Source organism: Streptomyces sp. NPDC059092 (assembly GCF_042756365.1).
Classification (GTDB): domain Bacteria; phylum Actinomycetota; class Actinomycetes; order Streptomycetales; family Streptomycetaceae; genus Streptomyces.
In genome coordinates this window covers 22,427-42,321 of the sequence record NZ_JBHZEJ010000047.1, presented here as the reverse complement: position 1 = coordinate 42,321, position 19,895 = coordinate 22,427, and the positions used below count along the sequence as shown (strand labels likewise).

Annotated in this window: 12 protein-coding genes; 8 read left to right on the top strand and 4 right to left on the bottom strand. The window is 71.6% G+C overall.

Annotated elements, in window-relative coordinates; genetic code table 11:
• Window positions 1-27 precede the first annotated feature (27 nt).
• The 6 genes from ACFXPL_RS24725 to ACFXPL_RS24700 all read left to right on the top strand — a co-directional run bounded on the left by ACFXPL_RS24725 (window position 28) and on the right by ACFXPL_RS24700 (window position 9,030).
• Window positions 28-1,239 carry a cytochrome P450 gene (locus tag ACFXPL_RS24725; RefSeq protein ID WP_384923474.1) on the top strand — a complete coding sequence of 404 codons (1,212 nt, stop codon included), beginning with the start codon at window positions 28-30 and terminating at the stop codon, window positions 1,237-1,239.
• 333 nt (window positions 1,240-1,572) lie between these two features.
• Complete coding sequence (locus ACFXPL_RS24720; protein WP_384923471.1) at window positions 1,573-1,719, top strand: hypothetical protein; 147 nt, start codon at window positions 1,573-1,575, stop codon at window positions 1,717-1,719.
• Between the two features lie 66 nt (window positions 1,720-1,785).
• Window positions 1,786-4,998 (top strand): amino acid adenylation domain-containing protein, encoded by a 3,213-nt coding sequence (locus ACFXPL_RS24715; RefSeq protein ID WP_384923468.1) that lies wholly within the window; start codon window positions 1,786-1,788, stop codon window positions 4,996-4,998.
• Window positions 4,995-6,617, top strand: coding sequence for a condensation domain-containing protein (locus ACFXPL_RS24710; protein ID WP_384923465.1), 1,623 nt, complete (start codon window positions 4,995-4,997; stop codon window positions 6,615-6,617). The genes ACFXPL_RS24715 and ACFXPL_RS24710 overlap by 4 nt, the downstream gene beginning before the upstream one ends.
• Window positions 6,614-8,101 carry a lyase family protein gene (locus ACFXPL_RS24705; RefSeq protein ID WP_384923462.1) on the top strand — a complete coding sequence of 496 codons (1,488 nt, stop codon included), beginning with the start codon at window positions 6,614-6,616 and terminating at the stop codon, window positions 8,099-8,101. The genes ACFXPL_RS24710 and ACFXPL_RS24705 overlap by 4 nt, the downstream gene beginning before the upstream one ends.
• Window positions 8,098-9,030, top strand: coding sequence for a kinase (locus tag ACFXPL_RS24700; RefSeq protein ID WP_384923459.1), 933 nt, complete (start codon window positions 8,098-8,100; stop codon window positions 9,028-9,030). The genes ACFXPL_RS24705 and ACFXPL_RS24700 overlap by 4 nt, the downstream gene beginning before the upstream one ends.
• A gap of 91 nt (window positions 9,031-9,121) precedes the next feature.
• On the opposite strand, the gene ACFXPL_RS24695 is transcribed toward ACFXPL_RS24700, so the two are convergent.
• Window positions 9,122-10,546, bottom strand: a complete 1,425-nt coding sequence (locus tag ACFXPL_RS24695; protein ID WP_384923456.1) for a tryptophan 7-halogenase — start codon at window positions 10,544-10,546, stop codon at window positions 9,122-9,124.
• A 530-nt stretch (window positions 10,547-11,076) separates the two neighbouring features.
• Here ACFXPL_RS24695 and ACFXPL_RS24690 point away from each other — a divergent pair.
• Window positions 11,077-12,282 (top strand): cytochrome P450, encoded by a 1,206-nt coding sequence (locus ACFXPL_RS24690; protein ID WP_384923453.1) that lies wholly within the window; start codon window positions 11,077-11,079, stop codon window positions 12,280-12,282.
• A gap of 111 nt (window positions 12,283-12,393) precedes the next feature.
• On the opposite strand, the gene ACFXPL_RS24685 is transcribed toward ACFXPL_RS24690, so the two are convergent.
• The 3 genes from ACFXPL_RS24685 to ACFXPL_RS24675 all read right to left on the bottom strand — a co-directional run bounded on the left by ACFXPL_RS24685 (window position 12,394) and on the right by ACFXPL_RS24675 (window position 19,122).
• Entirely contained in the window at window positions 12,394-15,231 is a 2,838-nt protein-coding gene (locus tag ACFXPL_RS24685; protein WP_384923450.1) for an AAA family ATPase, read from the bottom strand.
• Window positions 15,232-15,597: 366 nt separating this feature from the next.
• On the bottom strand, window positions 15,598-18,363 hold the full coding sequence (locus tag ACFXPL_RS24680; RefSeq protein WP_384923506.1) for an AAA family ATPase: 2,766 nt from the start codon (window positions 18,361-18,363) through the stop codon (window positions 15,598-15,600).
• 159 nt (window positions 18,364-18,522) lie between these two features.
• Complete coding sequence (locus ACFXPL_RS24675) at window positions 18,523-19,122, bottom strand: TetR/AcrR family transcriptional regulator (RefSeq protein WP_384923447.1); 600 nt, start codon at window positions 19,120-19,122, stop codon at window positions 18,523-18,525.
• A 566-nt stretch (window positions 19,123-19,688) separates the two neighbouring features.
• Between ACFXPL_RS24675 and ACFXPL_RS24670 the strand changes: the two genes are divergently transcribed.
• Complete coding sequence (locus ACFXPL_RS24670) at window positions 19,689-19,895, top strand: MbtH family protein (RefSeq protein WP_384923444.1); 207 nt, start codon at window positions 19,689-19,691, stop codon at window positions 19,893-19,895.

Sequence of the window (19,895 nt, the reverse complement as noted above, 5' to 3'; positions counted from 1 at the left end):
CGCACTGTTGCGAGATGAGGATGGGGCATGGCTGAGTTCTTGCACACGGTCACGACATGGTCGACGGCGCGTCGGCCCGGCTGCCCCTTCGACCCGCCGACAGAGCTGCTCGAAGCCCGCCGGCACGGCCCCCTCAGCCGCTACACCTTCCCCGGCGGGAAAGCCGGGTGGCTGGTCACCGGATACGACCTGATCAGGACGGTGCTGGCCGATCCGCGATTCAGCTCGCGCAAGGAGCTCATGCTCCACCCGACCATCGACTACGGAGGCATCGAGTTCTCCCCGGCGCCGCCCGGCGAGTTCCTCTTCATGGACGAGCCCCGGCACGGCCGCTATCGGAAACCGCTGATGGGCAAGTTCACCGTACGGCGGATACGGCTGCTCGCCGAGCGCGTCGAGGAGATCACCGCGGAACAGCTGGACGCCATGGAGAAAGCCGGGCCGCCGGCCGACCTGGTGACCGCGTTCGCCAAGCCCGTCCCCACCATCATGATGTGCGGGCTCCTGGGGGTGGAGCACGGGGACCGGGACTTCTTCCAGGAACAGGTCGACGCGTTCCGGAACGTGGAGGCACCCCGCGAGGATCTGATGGCGGCCTACACCGCGACGCAGGAGCACTTGGCGGAGCTGGTGGCCGCGAAACGCGCGCGCCCCACCGACGATGTGCTCAGTGATCTCACCGGCGGTGATCTGACCGACGAGGAGTTGGTGGGGATCGCTCTGATCCTGCTCGCGGCCGGGCTCGACACCACCACGAACATGCTGGCGCTCGGTACTTTCGCGCTGCTGCGCAACCCTGGTCAACTGGCCGCGCTGCGTGACGATCCCGAGCTCACCGACCAGGCGGTGGAGGAGCTCCTGCGGTATCTGAGTGTCGGCAAGACGTTCATGAGGACGGCGCTGGAGGACGTCGAACTCGGCGGGCGGACCATCAGGGCCGGCTCGCCGCTGATCCTGTCGTACAACACCGCCAACCGTGATCCCGAGCGCTTCGCCGACCCGCACGTGCTCGACCTCCACCGCAAGGGCGGCGGGCATCTGGCCTTCGGCCACGGCATCCACCAGTGCCTGGGGCAGCAACTGGCCCGCGTCCAGATGCGGGTCGCGTTCCCCGCACTGCTCAACCGCTTCCCCACACTGCGCCTCGCCGTACCCGCCGAAGAGATCGTCCTGCGCCCGGAGGTGGACATCGCAGACGTCCACGGCGTGAAGAGCCTCCCGGTCACCTGGGACGCGTGAGCAGGAGGGTTCCGACGGACGGTGAAGGGTTCGGCCGGCGCCATGACGACGGCAAGGAGATCGTTCCGCCCTCGCCGAGAGCCGCTGAAGCGCGGGACACGGGCGTCGGCGGTGGTTGTAACTGCGGCTCCCACCGATGCCGGCGCACGGTGCTTGTCAGCACCATCGCAACTGCGCACGCGGGGCCGGAACGCGCCCGCGCAGAGGGCATGGACGGCCCGGTCCGCATGGAGGAGTGCACGTGATTCCCGCGTCGTACGCGCAACGCCGGCTGTGGCTCGTACACCGGCCGCACGGGAAGGGCGGCCCACGGAACCCCCGCGGGCCGAGGACATGACGATGCTCAGGGTGTGGCGGGCGGCGGTAGCGGTGCTGCCGTCCCGGGCGGGCGCGGGCGAGGACATCCCGCCGGGACTCGGCCGGGAACACGGCCGGCTCGCCGACACCGTGCCCAAGGGGCGGCGGGACCGGACCGCGTAGCTGCCGCCAGGACCTGTCCGGCAAAGCCGGCCCCGTGTCGATTCATCGATCAACAGGAGCGTCTCCATGCAGGAAGCAGCCCCCCGCCGGGCCGACAGGGAACAGACGGCGCCCGCGGGGCCGGAGGACGCCGTCGCCGCCCTGGCCCGGTCGTGCGGAACGGACGCCGGGACGGTACGGCTCGCCGCGCGGCTGAAGGTCGCCTCGGTGATGCTGGGCGTGTCCACGATGCCGAACGACGCCACCTGGCGCGACCTGGTGCACCACGTGGTCACCGCGGACGGGCGCGAGGAGGCGGAGGAGGCATGGGACGGCGCCCACGCACCGCCGGGCCCGGCGGCCGAGCGCCTCGACCGCTACGCCCTGCGCGTCCTGGACCTCATGACCGCGGCCCCCGACGAGCCGCACACCGGACACGGCCTGCTCTCGCCGGAGGAGACCGAAGCCGTCATCGCCGGCGGTGCGGGCCCCGTACGGCCGCTGCCAGGCCGCCGCTTCCACGAACTCTTCGAGGAGCGCGTCCGCCGGCACCCCGACGCCGTCGCCGTCGTCCACGGCACGACCACCCGGACCTACCGCGAGCTCAACGCGGAGGCCAACAGGATCGCCTGGTCGCTGCTCCGGGACGGGCTGGCCCCCGAGGACGTGGTGGCGGTCGTGACCGAGCGCCACGCGCAGTGGCCGGCCGCCGTACTGGCCGTGTTCAAGGCGGGCGGCTGCTACCTGCCGCTGGAGCCGGGCTTCCCCGCCTCGCGCATGGCCGGATCCCTCACCCGGAGCGAGTGCCGCTGGGTCCTCGCCGACCCCGACGTACCGACCCTCGACGAGGCCCTGCGGGGACGTGACACCATCCGCCGGAGGTCCGTCCAGGACCTCGTCCGGGCCGACGGCCCCACCCGTGACCCCGGCATCCCGGTCACCGGGGACCAGTTGGCGTACGTGTACTTCACCTCGGGCTCCACCGGTGAGCCCAAGGGAGCGATGTGCGAGCACGACGGCTTCCTCAACCACCTCTACGCCAAGATCGAGGACCTCGGCATCGAGGAGGGCGACACCGTCGCGCAGACCGCGCCGCAGTGCTTCGACATCTCCCTGTGGCAGCTCGTCTCCCCCCTCCTCGTCGGCGGCCGCGCCCTGCTGGTCGAGCAGGAGGCCCTGCTCGACGTGCGCCGGTTCGTCGACCTCATGAACCACCACGGCGTCCAGGTGGCCCAGTTGGTGCCGACCTATCTCGAACTCCTGCTGGCCGAGGCCGCCGACGGCCGCGCGGCCCTGCCGTACCTGCGGGTCATGGCCGTGACGGGGGAGGCGCTGAAGAAGGAACTGGTGCGCCGCTGGTTCGAGACGTTCCCCGGTGTCCCCCTCGTCAACTGCTACGGGCTGACCGAGGTGAGCGACGACTCCCACCACGGCGTCATGCACGCCTTGCCCGGCCACCGCTCCGTGCCGCTCGGTGACACCATCCGCAACTGCCGCGTCTACGTCATGGACGAACAACTCCACCTCGTACCCGACGGCGCGCCCGGCGAGATCGTCATCGCCGGGGTGTGCGTCGGCCGCGGCTACGTCAACGACCCCGACCGCACCACCGCCGTCTACGGCCAGGACCCCCACCGGCCTGCCGAGCGGCTCTACCGGTCCGGCGACTTCGGCCGCCGACTGCTCGACGGTGAACTGGAGTACCTCGGCCGACGTGACGCCCAGGTGAAGATCAGCGGCTTCCGTATCGAACTCGGCGAGATCGAGGACCGGTTGCTGCAGGTCCCCGGCGTCCGCGACGCCGCCGTCGTCGTCGCCGGCACCGACGACGAAGCCCAGCTCGTCGGCTACTACACGGGCGAGGACGCCCCCGACGCCGAGAGGGTCGCCCGCACCCTGGGGGCTGCCCTGCCCGACTACATGGTGCCGCCCCGCCTGTACCGCGCCCGCGAACTCCCGCTGTCCGGCAACGGAAAGATAGACAGGATCGCCCTCACCGCACGCGCCCGCGACACCGGTGGTACGGACACCCCGCAGCTCGCCGCCTCCGCCTCCGCCGCCACCGACACCGAACGCCGGGTCGCCGCCGTGTGGGCACGGCTGCTGCGGGTGCCGGAGCAGCGCATCGCGAGCGGCACCCGGTTCACCGACCTCGGCGGCACCTCCCTGTCCGCGATCCGCCTCGCGATCGAACTCGACCGGCAGGTGACTGTCGCGGAACTCCGGGACACCCCCACGGTCGCCGATGTCGCGGCCCTGCTCGATCGCAAGGCCGCCACCGTGCCGGCCCTCGCACCGCCCCGCCCGTACGGTGCCCCGGCCGAGCCGGCCAACGGTCCCGCCGCGCTGCGCGTCCTCGACGTCCGTGCCGGCGGTGTCGATCCCGTCGCCCGCGCCACCGCACACCGCGCCGCGGCCCTGGCCGCGCTCGCCGGGTCCGGCGCCGTCATGCTGCGCGGCCTCGAAGTCCGTACCCCCGCCGACGTCGCCGCCACAGCCGCCGCACTCGGCATCGAGCCGCTGACGGAGCGCGAGGGCTTCGCCCCCCGCACCGCCCTCGCCCCGGGCGTCCACTCCGGCAGCCACTGGCCCGCCGAAGAACCCATGTGCATGCACCACGAGTTGAGCCATGCCGCCACCGTTCCCGGCACCCTGCTCTTCGCCTGCCTCACCGCACCCGGCAGCGGCGGCCGCACCACCGTCGCCGACTCCCAGCAGGTCCTGGCCGCCCTGCCGTCCGACCTGACCGCCCCCTTCGAACAGCACGGCTGGCTGCTGCGCCGCACGTACCACGACATCGGCGTCGCCTGGCCCGACGCGTTCGGCAGCACCGACCGCGCGCACGTCGACGCCTACTGCGCCGGAGCCGGCATCGAGCACACCTGGCTCCCCGACGACCGGCTCCTGACCCGCCGGCGCCGTGCCGCCGTGGTACGCCACCCCCGCACCGGAGTGCCCGGGTGGTTCAACCAGATCGCCTTCCTCAACGGCCTCACCATGGACCCCACGGTCCGTGAGTACCTCACCGACGTCTACGGTCCCGACGGGCTGCCCTTCGACACCGCGGTCGGCGACGGCACCCCCGTCACAGCCGACACGATCGAGCGCGTCAACGCCGTCTACGACCGGTTCACCGTCGGCGAACCCTGGCAGACGGGCGACGTCCTCCTCGTCGACAACATCCGCACCGCACACGCCCGCGAACCGTACGAGGGCCCCCGGGACATCGCCGTCGTCCTCGGCGACCCCGTCGAACTGCCCGGCCACGTCCTGCCGCTGAGCGACGGCGAGCTTTCGTGACGAGAACCCGCCCCGCCGTCGCCGACGACCCGCCCGCCCGCACCGGCGGGCCGGTCACCACCGCACCGGCGTCGTACGCGCAGGAACGCGCCTGGCTCGCGTCCCGCCTCACCCACGACCCGCCGACGTACTGCGCGGTCGACGAGTTCCCCGTGCACGCGGGCATCACCGAGAACGATCTCGTGAACGCCCTCGCGGTACTGATGGAACGCCACGAACCGCTGCGTACCGTCCTGCGCTCCGTGGACGGGCGGCTCACCCAGGACGTGTACCCGCGGCTGGAACCGGACGTCGAGCGACTCGACCTGAGCGCATACGACCACGCCGCACAGACGGAGGAACGGCGGTCGCTGCGAGCCCGAATGGCCCGCCGCCCGTTCGGTCCGCTGCGGGTCCCCCTGTGGCGCGCCGCGGTCCTGAAGCTGGGGGAGGGGGCCTGGTCGGTACTCCTCGCCGCCCACCACACCGTCTACGACACCGCCTCCCGGTTCAACGTCCACGCCGAACTCACCGAACTCTGTGCCGCGGCCGAGGAGAACCGTGCCCCCCGCCTCCCCCAACTGCCGCTCGGCTACGGGGAGTACGCCCGGCGCGAACGCGAACAGCTGACCCCCGGCAGGCGCGACGCGCTCGCCGCACACTGGCGCGCCCGCCTCCACGGACTCCCGCCCGTGCACACCCTGCCGCTGGACCGGCCCCGCCCGCCGGCCCGCACCTTCCGCGGCGCCGAGGTGCGCACCGCCCTGCCGGTCGGCGTCACCGCCGCACTGACAGCCGCCGCCCGCCACCACGGCACCCGTCCCGTGATGCTGTTCCTCGCCGCCTACACCGCCCTGCTGCACCACCACTCCGGGGCCGACGACCTCGCCGTCGGCCTGCCCGTGGCGGGCCGCACCGAGCCCGGGACGCGGTCCATGGTCGGCACCTTCGTCAACATGCGCGTCCTGCGCGCCGACCTCACCGGCGACCCGGACATCACCGAACTCGTCCTCCGCACCACTGCCGCCGTCCGCGCGGGGGAGCGGCACGACATCCCCCTCCAGACACTCGTCGAACTCCTGCCGGCGCGGCGCCTGCCCGGCGTACCGCCCCTCTACCAGCTGGCCTTCAATCATGTGCCGACCGGCCCGCTCGGCGCCCCCGTCTCCTCCTGCGAGGAGGACCTGCTGCTGGACGTCGCAGACGGCACCGTACGCATCGTCTACGACGTCGCCCTCTTCGACCGGTCCACCGCCGACATCCTGCTCGCCGACTACCTCCGGCTGCTCGCCACCGTCCTGGACGCCCCCGGCACCCGCCTCTCCGCGCTCCGCCCCGCCCACCCCCCACGCCGCACACCGGGCCCCGCCGCCGAACCGCCGCCCGCCGCGACCGCCCCGCGCGGCGCGGCCGAGGCACGGGTGGCCGCCGTCTGGCGGGACCTGCTCGGCACCGACGTCGTCGACGTCCACCAGGACTTCTTCAGCCTCGGCGGCCACTCCCTCCAGGCTCTGCGACTGCTCGCCCGCCTCACCGCCGAGCACCGTACCGAGATCACCCTCCGGACCTTCTTCGCCGACCCGACGGTGGCCGGGCTCGCCACCGCACTCGACCGCACCCACCCCGGGAGAACGGCATGACGGTGACCGGCCGGATCGACGGCGTCCCCAGCGACGTGTGGCACGAGGAGGTACTCGCCCCGCAGTTCGCCTACGAGGCGGAGCACCTGCTGCCCCACTACCTCGCCATCGAGAAGGCGCTCCTCCTCGAATACCTGCGGATGGGCCTGGTGGACGCCGCCGGCGCGGCGTCCGTCGCCGCCCGCCTCGACACGCTCGCCGCCGACGCGATACGTGCCGAGCCCCGGGAGAACCTCTCCGACATCTCCTTCGCGGTGGAACGCCACGTGCAGTCCGGCGCCACCCCTCCCTTCGCCGCCTGGCACGTCGACCGCAGCCGCAACGACCTCCAGGTCTGCGCCCAGCTGATGGCGGCCCGCGAGAACTTCGGCGCCGTCGCGGTGGATCTGGTCGTCCTCGGCCGGGCCGTCACCGCACTTGCCGCCCGCTACACCGACACACCGATGCCCGGCCACACCCACGGCCAGGCCGCGCAGATCATCACGCCCGGCTACCACCTCGCCGCCCTCGCCGCCGAGACGACCGCGGCACTGCGCCGCATGCTGCACACGTACGACGAGACCGACGCCTGCCCACTGGGCTCGGGCGCCATGGCCGGACAGGAACTGCCCTGGGACCGCGCCCGGCTGGCCGGACTGCTCGGCTTCACCCGCGCCCAGCCGCACGCCCTGGTCGGTGTGGCCTCCCGCACCTGGACGACCGTCATCGCCGCGGACCTCGCCGCCTACGCCGCCGTACTGAGCCGCTTCACCACCGACCTCATGACCTGGAGCGGCAGCGGCTTCGGCTTCCTCGACCTGCCCGACGAACTGGCCGGAATCTCCGCCGCCATGCCGCAGAAGCGCAACTTCCCCGTCCTGGAACGCATCCGGGGGCGCTGCGCCCACGTCGTGGGCCGCTCCGCCGACATCACCGCAGGACAGCGCAACACCCCGTACACCAACACCGTCGAGGTGTCCAAGGAGACCGGCGCCCACCTGCACGTCCAGAGCGGTGCCATGCGTTCCCTGCTGCGCCTGGCCCACGCGGTCGTCACCGGCGCCACCTTCCATACCGACCGGATGCGCGCCGCCTGCGCCGAGGACCACCTGGGCGGCTTCACCCTCGCCAACCGCCTCACCCTCGACTGCGGCATCCCCTGGCGCACCGCCCAGGTCGTCGCCGGGCGCTACGTCAAGCACGCCGTCGACCGGGGACTGCGCGCGGACCGGCCCGACGCCGCGCTGCTGCGGACCTGCGCCGCCGAGGCCGGGTACGAGGCCGAGCCGGCCGGGGAACTGCTCACCGAGTCCTTCGACGTCGACCGCGGACTGCGTGCCAAGAACTCGGAGGGCTCGGCGCACCCCGACCGCGTCAAGGACCTGCTCGCCGACGAGGAGCGCGAACTCGACCGGCTCGGCGCGGAGTTCACCCGCGGAGCCGAACGCCGGGCGGCGGCGGCCCGGCGCCTCGACGCCCTGCTCGCCGTGCCGGACCGCCCATGACCGAACTGTTCTCCGCCGCCCGTCGCGTGGGCGTGGACCTGGACGAGGGAACCGGATCCGCCTGCGGCACCTTCGGTGAACTCCTCCAGGGCGTACTGCCCGACGGCACGGCCTTCCTTGTCACCTTCCCCATCGTTCTGGGCACCCGTGCCTGGTTCCGTTACGACCGGCACGGCCCGCTGCGGGTCTATCCCGCGCACAGGACCAAGTCGCTCGCGCTGGCGCGGACCATGCTCGACACCCGCGGGCCGGCCGGCGGCGGCTCCCTCGTCCTGGACAGCGACCTGCTCATCGGCAAGGGCCTCGCCAGCTCCTCCGCCGATCTCGTCGCCACCGCCCGGAGCGTCGGCACCGTTCTCGACCTGGACACCTCACCGGCCGCCGTCGAGGACTGGCTGCGCCCCATCGAACCCACCGACGGGGTCATGCACCCCGGCATCGTCGTCTTCGAACACCGGGCCGTCCGGCTCCGCGCCCGCCTCGGCACCCTGCCGCCCGTCACCGTCGTCGCCGTCGACGAGGGAGGACACCTCGACACCGTCGCCTACAACCGGCTCACCCGGCACGTCCCGCCCGGACTGACCGTCGAGTACGCGCGACTCGTCGACGACCTGGCCGTCGCGGTCGACGGCGCCGACCTGACGGGTGTCGGCGCCGTCACCACTCGCAGCGCGGTCCTCAACCAGCGCTGGCTGCCCAAACGCAATCTCGACGCCCTGACCCGCATCGCCGGCCGCATCGGCGCACCCGGCGTGGTGTGCGCGCACAGCGGCACCATGCTCGGCCTCCTGCTGGACGCCGCCGCACCCGACCACGATGAGACGCTCGTGGCCGCGCGGGCCGCCTGCGAGCGGCTGCCCGGCACGCTCTCCGTCTACCGCTCCGCCGCCCCGCCGGACGGCTCCTCAGGGAGCACGTACGCGCCATGACGCTCCTTGACGGTGCGATCGGTGACAACAGCCGTCGTCCGGGGCGCGTGGACGCCCCGGTACCCGGCGTGCCCGAGCACGTCCCGGGACGTCACTCCTTCTGCCAGTGCATGCCGTCCTGGCTGACGATCAGCCCGTCCGTGCCGACCGGGGCGTCGTCGACCGCCTCACCGAAGGCCGCCTGCAACTGGATGCGGTGTCCCTCCTGGTGAATGCCCCGGGACCGCTCCAGCAGATCCTTCTTGCGCTGGTCCCGGTAGGGCTCGGAGGTCAGCGCCACATCGTCCGAGGCGCCGCCGCCGACCAGACCGACGAACGCCTCCGCGCCGGGCGCGTTGTCCCGGGTGACCCGCCTGGCCTCGCTGAAGTACTCCTGCTCGTCCCGGTTCACGTCGTAGAAGGTGACGAGGAAGTCGTGGAAGGTCTGATATTCCTTGCGGTACCGGGCCTCGTACTCCGCGAAGCACTCCCGCTCCTCCAGGTCACCGCGCAGCACGGTGTTGAGGGAGCGGGCGGCCAGCAGGGAACTGAAGGTGGCCATATGGACGCCGGAGGAGAACAGCGGGTCGATGAAGCCCACGGAGTCGCCCACCAGGGTCATGCCCGGACGCCAGAAGTTGTCGTGAAGATAGGAGTAGTCCTTGCGGACGCGGACCTCGCCGTACGGTCCACCGGTCACCCGCCGGGCGTCGGAGAGGTAGTCGGAGACCACGTCACAGTCCGCGATCATCGCGGCCAGCGCCTTGTCGCGGTCGCCCCGCACGCGGTCCGCGCATTCCTTGCGCACCACGGCACCGACGGAGGTGAGTGTCTCGCTCAGCGGGATGTACCAGAACCAGCCCGACTCGAAGGCCACGCACGTGATGTTGCCGGTGGACGGCGCGGGCAGCCGCTTGCCGCCCTCGAAGTAGCCGTAGAGCGCGATGTTCTGGAAGAACTCCGAGTAGCGCCGCCGACCGCCGATGCGCCCCTGCAGCCGGCTCTGGTTGCCGGAGGCGTCGACGACGAACCGGGCCCGCGTCTCCTGCTCGACACCGTCCTCGTCCTCGTACCGCACCCCGCACACCCGGCCGTCGTGCTCGATGACGTCATGGACCGCACAGCGCTCACGCACCTCGACGCCCTTGCGGCGGGCGTTGTCGAGGAGCAGTTCGTCGAACTTCATGCGCTCGACCTGGTAGGCGTACGACGTGGGGCCCGCGAACTTCTCGGAGAGCGCGAAGTCGAACGACCACGGTTCGGTGTTGGAGCCCCAGCGGAAGGTGCCGCCGCGCTTCTTCATGAACCCGGCGCGGTCCAGTTCCTCCGTGACACCGAGGAGGCCGCATATCCCGTGCACCGTGGACGGCAGCAGGGATTCGCCGATCTGGTGCCGGGGGAACTCCTCCTTCTCCAGCAGCAGGACCTGGTGGCCCTGCATCGCCACGAACGTCGCCACCGACGACCCGGCGGGGCCGCCTCCGACGACTATCACGTCGAACGACTCTGCCAATTCCGGATCGCCGACAGTGGTCATGCGGGGCCTTCCGACCGAGGGATCCGGCCGGCGTCACCGGCCGGGGCAACCATTCACGCTGCCGCCGTACGGAATGGTCGCGAGCCGTGACCGGCGAAGCATCGGTGTGAGCCACCGTTACGTGTCACATGTACGAATCGGGCGCTTGTCGCCTGAATCCATGAAGCATTCCGTCCTGTTCGGTCAAGCAATTCTCCGCACGATTCCAAAACACTGTGGTTACGGGGTTCGGTGGTGCCGGCCACGGCGAGCGACGTATGCTGTGCGCTCGCTCGCCCGTTGGACGTCCTGGCGTGCGGACTCACTACCGGATGCGCCATCCGGAAATGGTGCCGTCCGGAAACGCCGATGATGCCGATCTCCGGTAACGATGGGTGTTGTTCCGCGGACCATTCGGGATGACGTCCGTCGCGGCGCGGCATCGAAATCGGCCCATGCGTCTCGGCGTCCGTCTTTCGCCGTGAACCTGGGAATTGCTCTCTGTTTCCAGTCGTTGCCGGCCCCGTACTATCGCGAGATGAGGAATGGCCGTGGGTGAACCCCCGCACACCGTGAAGACGCTGCCGACGGCGCGTCGGCCCGGCTGCCCCTTCGACCCGCCGACAGAGCTGCTCGAAGCCCGTCGGCACGGCCCCATCAGCCGCTACACCTTCCCGGGCGGGAAAGACGGGTGGCTGGTCACCGGATACGACCTGGCGAGGGCGATCCTGGCCGACCCGCGGTTCAGCTCGCGCAAGGAGCTCATGGTCCATCCGCTCGTCGACTACGGAGGCATGAAGATCCCCCCGGCGCCGCCCGGCGAGTTCCTCCTCATGGACGACCCCCGGCACAGCCGCTATCGGAAACCGCTGATGGGCAAGTTCACCGTACGGCGGATGCGGCTGCTCGCCGAGCGCGTCGAACAGGTCACCGACGACCACCTTGACGCGATGGAGAAGACCGGGCCGCCGGCCGACCTGGTGACCGCGTTCGCCAAGCCCGTCCCCGCCATCATGATCTGTGAACTGCTGGGGGTGCCGCACGAGGACCGGGACTCCTTCCAGGAGCAGGTCGACGCGTTCATGAACGGGGACGGGGACGACCTGGACCTGATGGCGGCCTACACCGCGACGCAGGAGCACTTGGCGGAGCTGGTGGCCGCGAAACGCGCGCGCCCCACCGACGATGTGCTCAGTGATCTCACCGGCGGTGATCTGACCGATGAGGAGTTGGTGGGGATCGCTCTGATCCTGCTCGCGGCCGGGCTCGACACCACCACGAACATGCTGGCGCTCGGTACTTTCGCGCTGCTGCGCAACCCTGGTCAACTGGCCGCGCTGCGTGACGATCCCGAGCTCACCGACCAGGCGGTGGAGGAGCTCCTGCGGTATCTGAGTGTCGGCAAGACGTTCATGAGGACGGCGCTGGAGGACGTCGAACTCGGCGGGCGGACCATCAGGGCCGGCTCGCCGCTGATCCTGTCGTACAACACCGCCAACCGTGATCCCGAGCGCTTCGCCGACCCGCACGTGCTCGACCTCCACCGCAAGGGCGGCGGGCATCTGGCCTTCGGCCACGGCATCCACCAGTGCCTGGGGCAGCAACTGGCCCGCGTCGAGATGCGGGTCGCGTTCCCCGCACTGCTCAACCGCTTCCCCACACTGCGCCTCGCCGTACCCGCCGAAGAGATCGTCCTGCGCCCGGAGATCGCGGACATCCACGGCGTGAAGAGCCTCCCGGTCACCTGGGACGCGTGACCCATGAGGCGTGCGTGGCGGTCGGCGACGCGGTGCGACGTACGACGCCCAACGGGGAGGCCGGCCTGACCCTAGCCTTGGCGAAGAGGCGCGGTCCAGCCGCGCCTCGCTTCAGGCATCGGGTCCGCGAAGGGTGGCCTCCGCGGCGGCCGGGGGCCCCAGTGTGCCCCGCAGCTCCTTGCGTCCCGACAGGCCGAACTTGCGGTAGACCGAGGTCAGATGCACTTCCACCGTGCGGCGGGTCACGAAGAGCGTCTCCGCGATCTGCAGGTTCGTCCGTCCCGCCGCTGCCAGCTGGGCGACCCTGGTCTCGCTCCGGGTGAGCTCGCCGGACCTGCGGGACGCGGCGGCCCGTGGCCGGGCTCCCGTCTTCAGCAGAAGCCCATGGGCTTCTTCGTGGAGGGAGCGGGCCCCGATCGCGTGGGACTCCTCCCACCCCTGACGCAGCACCGTCCGGGCCGTCCCGACGTGCCCGGCCTGCAACAGCGCACGGCCGCGGGCCACGCGGACCCGCGCCAGAGACAACGCGGAGCGGGTCCGCGTCAGTACGGACTCGGCCTCCTCGAACAGGACCAGCCGTTCGCGGTCGTCGACCGCTGCCGCGGCCAGTAACTCAAGTCCCGTACCCAGGGCGTTCGGGAGGCCGGCCGGGCGCGCCAGGTCGACGGCCCGGGTGCCCAGGCCGGTGGCCGCCGCGCGGTCGCCGAGGACGAGGTGGGTCTGTCCCGCCCAGTACCACCAGGACGAGGCGGCAGGATTCGTACGATGCCACGCCTTCTGTCTGCGGCCGCACTCCGCCAGATCCAGCAGGGCGGCAGAGGGCTCGTCCTGGACCAAGCGGAGGCGCCCCCGGGCGCCGAGGTACTCGTTCCACTGCCAGGCGTCGTCGATCCTGTCCTGCGGTACCGCGCCGGCCAGGGCGTCGGCGGCCGCGACGTCACCCCGGTCGAGCAGCGCGTGCAGCCGGACCGCCAGTGCCAGTGCCTGGTGGCGGGTGGCTCGCGCGACGGGCACCGTCTCCAGTGCCGTGGCCGTGGACAGGAGCGCCCGGTCGAGACGTCCGAGCCGGGCGCCGGCCTCCGCGTCGACTGCCAGCAGTTGGGCGTACAGGTGGTCGGGCACGGCGTCGGTGCCCTCGATGAGCTGCTGGTACACAGCCGCCGCCTCGTGCGGGCGGTCCGCGTACATCAGCGTGGAGGCCGCCGTCGCGAGGGAGACCAGGGAGTCGGTGATCGGCCCGCCCTTCAGTACCACCCTGTTCGCGGCGGCGAGGGCCTGCGGCAGATGTTCCGTGCGGGTCACCGAGATGAAGGCCCGGCAGGCGAGCAGCGCGCGTTCCTCCGGGGTGTCGCCGGGCAGGTCGAGGCGGAAGGAGACCGTTCCCAGAAGTTCCGTGTAGGCGTCACGGTTGTCGGTCCCGGCCATCAGCATCTGCGCCTCCAGGAGTTGGAGCAGCGCGGGACCGGAGTGTGACCCCGTGGCGGCCGCCGCGGCCAGCAGCTCGGTGGCGCGGCCCACCCGGCCCGTGCGGGTCAGGCCGCCGATCAACGCACCGATAACCGTGAGACGCAGGTCGGGACCGGTCACCCGGTTCAGAACCGAGGTCAGGTGCCCGATGCTGGCCTCCGTGTCCACCCTGCTCTCCGCGATGCCCAGTTCCACGACCAGAGCCGGGTCACAGGTGTCCTCGTCGCCGTGCGGAACACATGGCCTGAGCAGTTCCACCGCGTGCCTGGTCGCCCCGTGGAGCATCGCCTTGCGGGCCGCCTCCCGCAGCACGGCGCGCGCCCACGGCTGCCGTGCGACGGCCGGGTTCCGGAGCAGGTGCTCGGCGATGTCCGTCGCCGGCGCTCCACTGTCGTGCAGCAGGCGGGCCGCACGACCGTGCAGGTCCGTACGCGTCCGGGGCGGGGTGTCCGTCAGAACCGCGTTCCTGACGGCGGGGTCGGTGAACGACCACAGGTCGGGGTCCTCGGACGGCCGGACCAGCCCGAGCGTCTCCAGCCGGCGGAGGGACCGCGTGAAGGCGGTCGTCTCGACGCGTGCCAGCCCCGCACCGGTGGTGGTGTGCGCGTTGTCGCCGAGGACGGCCACGGCCTGGGCGGTCCGTACCGTGAGTGAGGGCTGCCGGCGCAGCAGGCGCCTCGTCCGCGGACCGAAGACGGGGATGTCGCCCTCACGTGCCGCGTCCAGGCCCGCGGTCGTCGGTGGCAGGCCCAACTCCCGCAGCCCGGCGAGCAATCCGGTCACCAACGACGGATTCCCGTTCGTCGCGACCAGACAACGTTCCTGGAACCCGGCCTCGACCGCGGTGCCGGTCAGCTGACGTGCGACCAGCCCGATCCCCGGGCCGGTGAGAGGCCGGGGCCGCAGGACCTGGAGCACCGACCGCGTCGCCCATTCACCCAGCGGGGCCGGCTCGTCGCCGTCACGCCAGCCGAGGGCCAGCAGGACAGGCAGGTCGCGGGTGGAGTGCATGACGCGGGTGAGGAGACGAATCGACTCGGGATCGGCCTCGTCGGCGTCGTCGACCGAGAGGAGCAGCGGGCGTGCCACCGCGGCGGAACTCACCGCCCTGCGCCATGCGAGGAGAGGGCCACGAGGCGGCGGGGCGGCGGTGCCGGGTGGAGAGAGCAGCGGCGGGCGTACGCGCTCGGTGCGAGCACGGTGCTGACCGGTCCGTCGTGGCCGCGCGGGCGTCCGGCTGTCGTTGCCGGCGGCCATCGCGTCGAACAACGCGGTCAGGGCGTCGAAGCGGGGCAACCGCGGGTACGCGCCCGCCGCTTCCACGACACGCAGACCACGGCGTCGTGCCTCCGCGGCGAGGGTGTGAAGGAGCGCGGTCCTGCCGACGCCGCCCTGCCCCTGCAGGACGACGAGGCCGGAGAGGCCCGCGGAGGTCCGCCGGACCAGGTCGCGCAGAACGGAGAGTTCGTGGTCGCGTTCCACCAGCTGTGGGTACGTCCGTCCGGCCGGCATGTCTTTCCGGGCGGAGTCACCCGAAGTGACGATATTCACCGCATCCCCTTTTCAGGTGGCGAGGGAGTGCTCGGCGTGGGAATTGCTCCTTCCGGGCGCGGGCCCTTCCCGGCAGGGCTCTGCCGGTGGAGGGCGCTCGGCCCCCGGGCGTCTCGTCGGATCTCGCGGGATGCCCGCGGGCGGTTGCGTCGCCCCGCGCTCCCGGTGCGCGTGCGGCTCGGTCGGGTGGTCTCTTCATGATCGAGTGTGACCGACCTTAGGAAGCGACCTCTTGTCCGGTCAAGCAATCCTTTGCCTGGTGCGAAAACACTGTGGTCCGGGGGTTCGGTCCGAATGTCACACCTCGCCGATGTCCGACGGAAGGGCGTGACGTCCGGGTATGTCGAGCTTTCGGTAGGAGTTCGTCAGGTACCTTTCCACCATTCGGGTGGATACGTCGAGTTGCCGTGCGATGTCCGTGTTGCGCAGGCCGGCGGCCGCCAGCCGGGCGACCCGTAACTCGGACGGCGTGAGCCCGGGCAATGGCGCGGCGACGGCAGGGCTTCTGCTCAGCCTCGCCCGGACCTTCTGCGCCACCCAGTCGGCCCCGCATTCCACGGACAGGGCATACGCCCGGTCGAGGACCTCTCCGGCCCGTCTGCTGCTGGTTCCCTTGCGGCTGCCGAAGGCGTACAGCGCCCGGCACAGTTCGTGACGGTTGGTGCTCTTCTCCAGTACGGACACAGCCTCCGCCAGGAGCTCCGTTCCCCGCCGACCGGGGGTGACGCGGCCCAGGGCCACGAGCGCCCGTCCCTCCACGGCGGGGGAGCCCCACCGGCGGGCCCGCTCCACTTCCAGCCGGCCGGCGGCCAGCGCCTGGTCCTGCTCGCCGAGACGATGGTGCATCAGGGCGGCGCAGGAGGACCACGGCAGCAGCGTGGGATTCGACCAGCCGATCCGCTCCATCCGCTCGCCGGCCGTGCGGAAGTGGTGGAGAGCGATGCGGTCGTGACCGCGTCGGGCCGCGAGCAGTCCGCGAGCCATGTGCAGGAGGGCGGCGACATACTGGTCCTCGTGGCTGAGCAGGTTGCGGGTGAGGAACTCCTCGGCCAGCTCGGGCTCGTCACTGTGCAGCGCGACGATGGCGAGAATGGCGGTACACACGGTCGGCAGACCACTTGCCTGCGGGCCCGCCATGATGTCGGTCCGCAGGATCGTCTGCTTGGCCTCGGCGACGTCGCCGTGGGCGAGGGCCACCAGGGCGCGTTCGGTCCGCATCATGGCCGCCTCCACGTCGGCGCCCTCGTCGCGGACGCCCTGGTCGACCGCCAGCAGCCAACGAGTCGTCTCCTCGGTCCGCTCCGCGGCGGCGAGGGCGTTCACGGCCAACGGCAGCGACGTGTGCGCGTGTCCTGGGTCCGGCGGCTCGTGCGCCAGCAGCAGGGCCCCCAGTTCCGCCGCGCGCTCGGCCGATGTGCTGTTGGTGACGAACGCGATGTGGAGCAGCGAGGCGAGCAGCTCCCGCTGGCCCGCCGTGCGGACCGGCGGTCGTGGCCCCAGCTCCGCCAGCCTGCGCAGGGCGGCCGGGAAGAGCGCGGGATCCTGGGCGCCCAGTGCGTACCGGCGTGCCTCCAGACGCAGCGCGAGTTCGTTCGCGGAGGTGTCGTCCGCGTCCGAACCGCGCAGGTCCGCGGCCACCTCGTCCGTCACCGTGGAAATGCCGGATTCCGACGGGTGGAAGAGGAGCGGGCCCAACTGGACCACCGCGGCGGCGCGGTCACGGGCTGAGTCGAACAGCGGAAGGGCCTCGACGACGTGACGCAGCGCGGCGACGGTCGCGAATCCGCGTTCCGCCGTGGCCAGATCGGCCAGCACCCGGGCGCGTACGGAGCCGGTGCACGAGCTGTCCAGCAAGGCCTGGCGCAGGTAGCGGGCCGCGTCCCGGGGCGCTCCACGCAGCAGTGCGCTGTCGGCGGCGGCGCGCAGGATGAGGACGGCTTGAGGGGCCTGCGGGGTGTGGACGGACATGAGTTGCCCGGCCGCGTCCTCCACGGGATGCCCGGCCCGGTGCAGCAGGACCGCGGCCCTGTTGCGCAGGACGGTGAGCTCCTGTGCCGGGATGCTGTCCGCCAGCGACTCCCACAGGACCGTGCCGTCCCATCGGCCCTCCGACCGGCTGAGCCCCGAGCGGTCCAGCACGGCGACCGCTTCGGAGTACCGGGACGCGTCGAGGCCGGCGAGTTGGGCCGCGAGCGACGAATCCGGGGTGTCGCCCAGGACGCACAACGCGTGTACGGCGCGGCGCACATGGTCGGGCTGAGACCGCAGGAACCCGGCCAGGTACTGGCACAGAGGGTCGGGGCGAAGCGTACGGGCGAGGTCGCTGTGGACCGCCTTCGGCGGCAGGCCGCGGGAGTACGCCTCGTCCAGCAGGGATCGCAGCAGCAGCGGATTGCCGCCGGAGCGTACCCGCATGCTGTCCACGAACTCTTCGTCGGCCTCGCCGCCGAAGGCGTCGCCGACCACCCGGCGTACGGCCGCGGAGCCGAGAGGGCCCAGCCTGACCTCGCGGTCCGCCGCTTCCACCAGCTCTCCCAGGAGGGAGCCCTGGGCAGGCGTGACCCCCGACGGGAGCGAGACGGCGAAGAGGATCCGACGGCTGTGCCGCCCGTCGACGCTCCGCGAGAGCTCCAGCAGGGATTCGGCGTCGGCCCATTGCAGGTCGTCGACCAGGACGAGCAGGGCGCTGTCGCGGGACGCGGTGTCCAGGAGGGACGACAGTGCCGGGGGCGTGTCACTCGGCCCGCCGTGCGGCCGGCCCCGGCCCGGTGCCCCCACCATCTGGCCGTTCGGGGCCGCTGCCGCCGTCGCGACCGCGTCGCAGCAGCCGGACTCCAGCAGTTGGTTCACCACACCCAGCGCGAAAGCCCGCTCGGACATGGACGCCTGGGCCTTGAGAACGCGAAACCGCTCGGCCCGCGCACGGTGGGAGAGGGCCTCCAGGAACGACGACCTGCCGGTCCCGAGCGAGCCTTCGACGACGAGCAGGGATCCGTCTCCCGCCGCGGCCCGCCGCAGATCGGCAGTTGCCCTCGCCAGTTCTGTCTCGCGTTCCAGTAGCACCAATGCCGTCCCGTTCCACATGAGATCCAGAGGCCGTCGCCGTCCGTACTTCTACCCATCCTCGGACCGACGATCACCGGGAAACCATCCAGCCGCCCCTCCCCGCGGATTCCGGCCCCGGGTACTCCGTCTCCGGCACGGGACACGCGAAGCGGGCCCCTACGCGGGCTGCGTGCAGCGGTCGAAGATGTCCGTCAACTCCCTTGCCCGGCCGCTGAGATCGGCCATGGAGAACAACTGGTGGTGACGGACGACATTGTCGATGGCCCCCTGGACGGCCAGGGCCAGCACCGGCGGATCCGATATCCGGAACTCACCCGCACGGCACCCCTCTTCGAGCAGGACGACCAGGCTCTCGACGGACAGCGCGCTGCGGGCGAGATCGTCCAGCCCCAGGGCCCGGCCCTCGCGGACCAGCTCGACGATCTCGGTCAGAGCCCGGGCGTGCGCCGGGTAGCAGGCCACGAAGTCGAAGTGCGACGTGATGTAGGCACTCAGTTTCCCCCGGTAGGTCGTCTCCTGCGCGATGCGCCGCGTCCTCGCCGTACAGGCCTTTTCGAGGATGGTCCGTGTGACCTCCCGCAGGAGTTGCGGCTTTCCCGTGAAGTGGTACGTGATCAGGCCGGTACTGCTCAGATTGGCGTGTCTGCAGATCGCGGTGAAGGACGTCTTCGTGTAGCCGATCTCGGCCAGGGTCTCGATCGTCGCCTCGACGATCTGAGCCCTTCGCGCGTCCTGGGTGAAGGTGCGGCCATGCACATGATGGGACGGCAATTCCCTCTACCTCATGTCCTCGGGAGTGATAACAGGGTCAGTTCTTTTTCCTGGCTCCGGGCGGCCGTCGGCCTGTCCCTCAGTCCTGGCGTCCCGAAGGCGTCGGGGGGCGGTTGCGCCGCCGCGCCCGTGTTCTGCTCCTGGCAGGACGAAGACGCGGCGGGAGGATCGGTGGGACTGTGTCGTCGGACAGGCTGCTCCTGCCGTGCCGCACCGCACACGGAGGGGGCAGCTGGGATGCGGGGCCAACGGAATCGGTTCACGGCACGGCACAGCACGGCGCCGGCTCGGGCGACGCTTCGCGTTCGGACCTGCCCCAGAGCTGTGCAGGGGATTCCCGCTACTGTGCCTGCCCCGCCCGGCTCCGGACAGGCGTATCGGGGAGAAACTCGCGAGATCCCCCTGGTTTCTCTACGGCGTCGCGAGCCCGCGCGCGATGTCCTGCCGTAACGGTGGATCACACCGACGACCGTGCGGCGCCGTGACACGAGGATGACGGCGCGGCGGTGGGCCGGCCACCGCGCGAAGAGCAGAGATGGGCGGTGCGCCAGGTGAACCCGTTCGACGATCCGGACGCCAGGTTCCAGGTCCTTGTCAACGGCGAGGGGCAGCATTCGCTGTGGCCCGCGTTCGCGGAGGTTCCCGACGGCTGGCACATCGCGCATGACGAGGACAGTCGCGAGGCATGCATGACCTACATCGAGGACAACTGGACCGACCTCCGGCCCAGGAGCCTGGTCGAGGCCATGGAAGGCTGA

Coding starts and splice junctions, on each gene's coding strand:
- ACFXPL_RS24725 (WP_384923474.1), top strand. CDS start 28: ATGGCTGAGTTCTTGCACACGGTCACGACATGGTCGACGGCGCGTCGG.
- ACFXPL_RS24720 (WP_384923471.1), top strand. CDS start 1,573: ATGACGATGCTCAGGGTGTGGCGGGCGGCGGTAGCGGTGCTGCCGTCC.
- ACFXPL_RS24715 (WP_384923468.1), top strand. CDS start 1,786: ATGCAGGAAGCAGCCCCCCGCCGGGCCGACAGGGAACAGACGGCGCCC.
- ACFXPL_RS24705 (WP_384923462.1), top strand. CDS start 6,614: ATGACGGTGACCGGCCGGATCGACGGCGTCCCCAGCGACGTGTGGCAC.
- ACFXPL_RS24700 (WP_384923459.1), top strand. CDS start 8,098: ATGACCGAACTGTTCTCCGCCGCCCGTCGCGTGGGCGTGGACCTGGAC.
- ACFXPL_RS24695 (WP_384923456.1), bottom strand. CDS start 10,546: ATGACCACTGTCGGCGATCCGGAATTGGCAGAGTCGTTCGACGTGATA.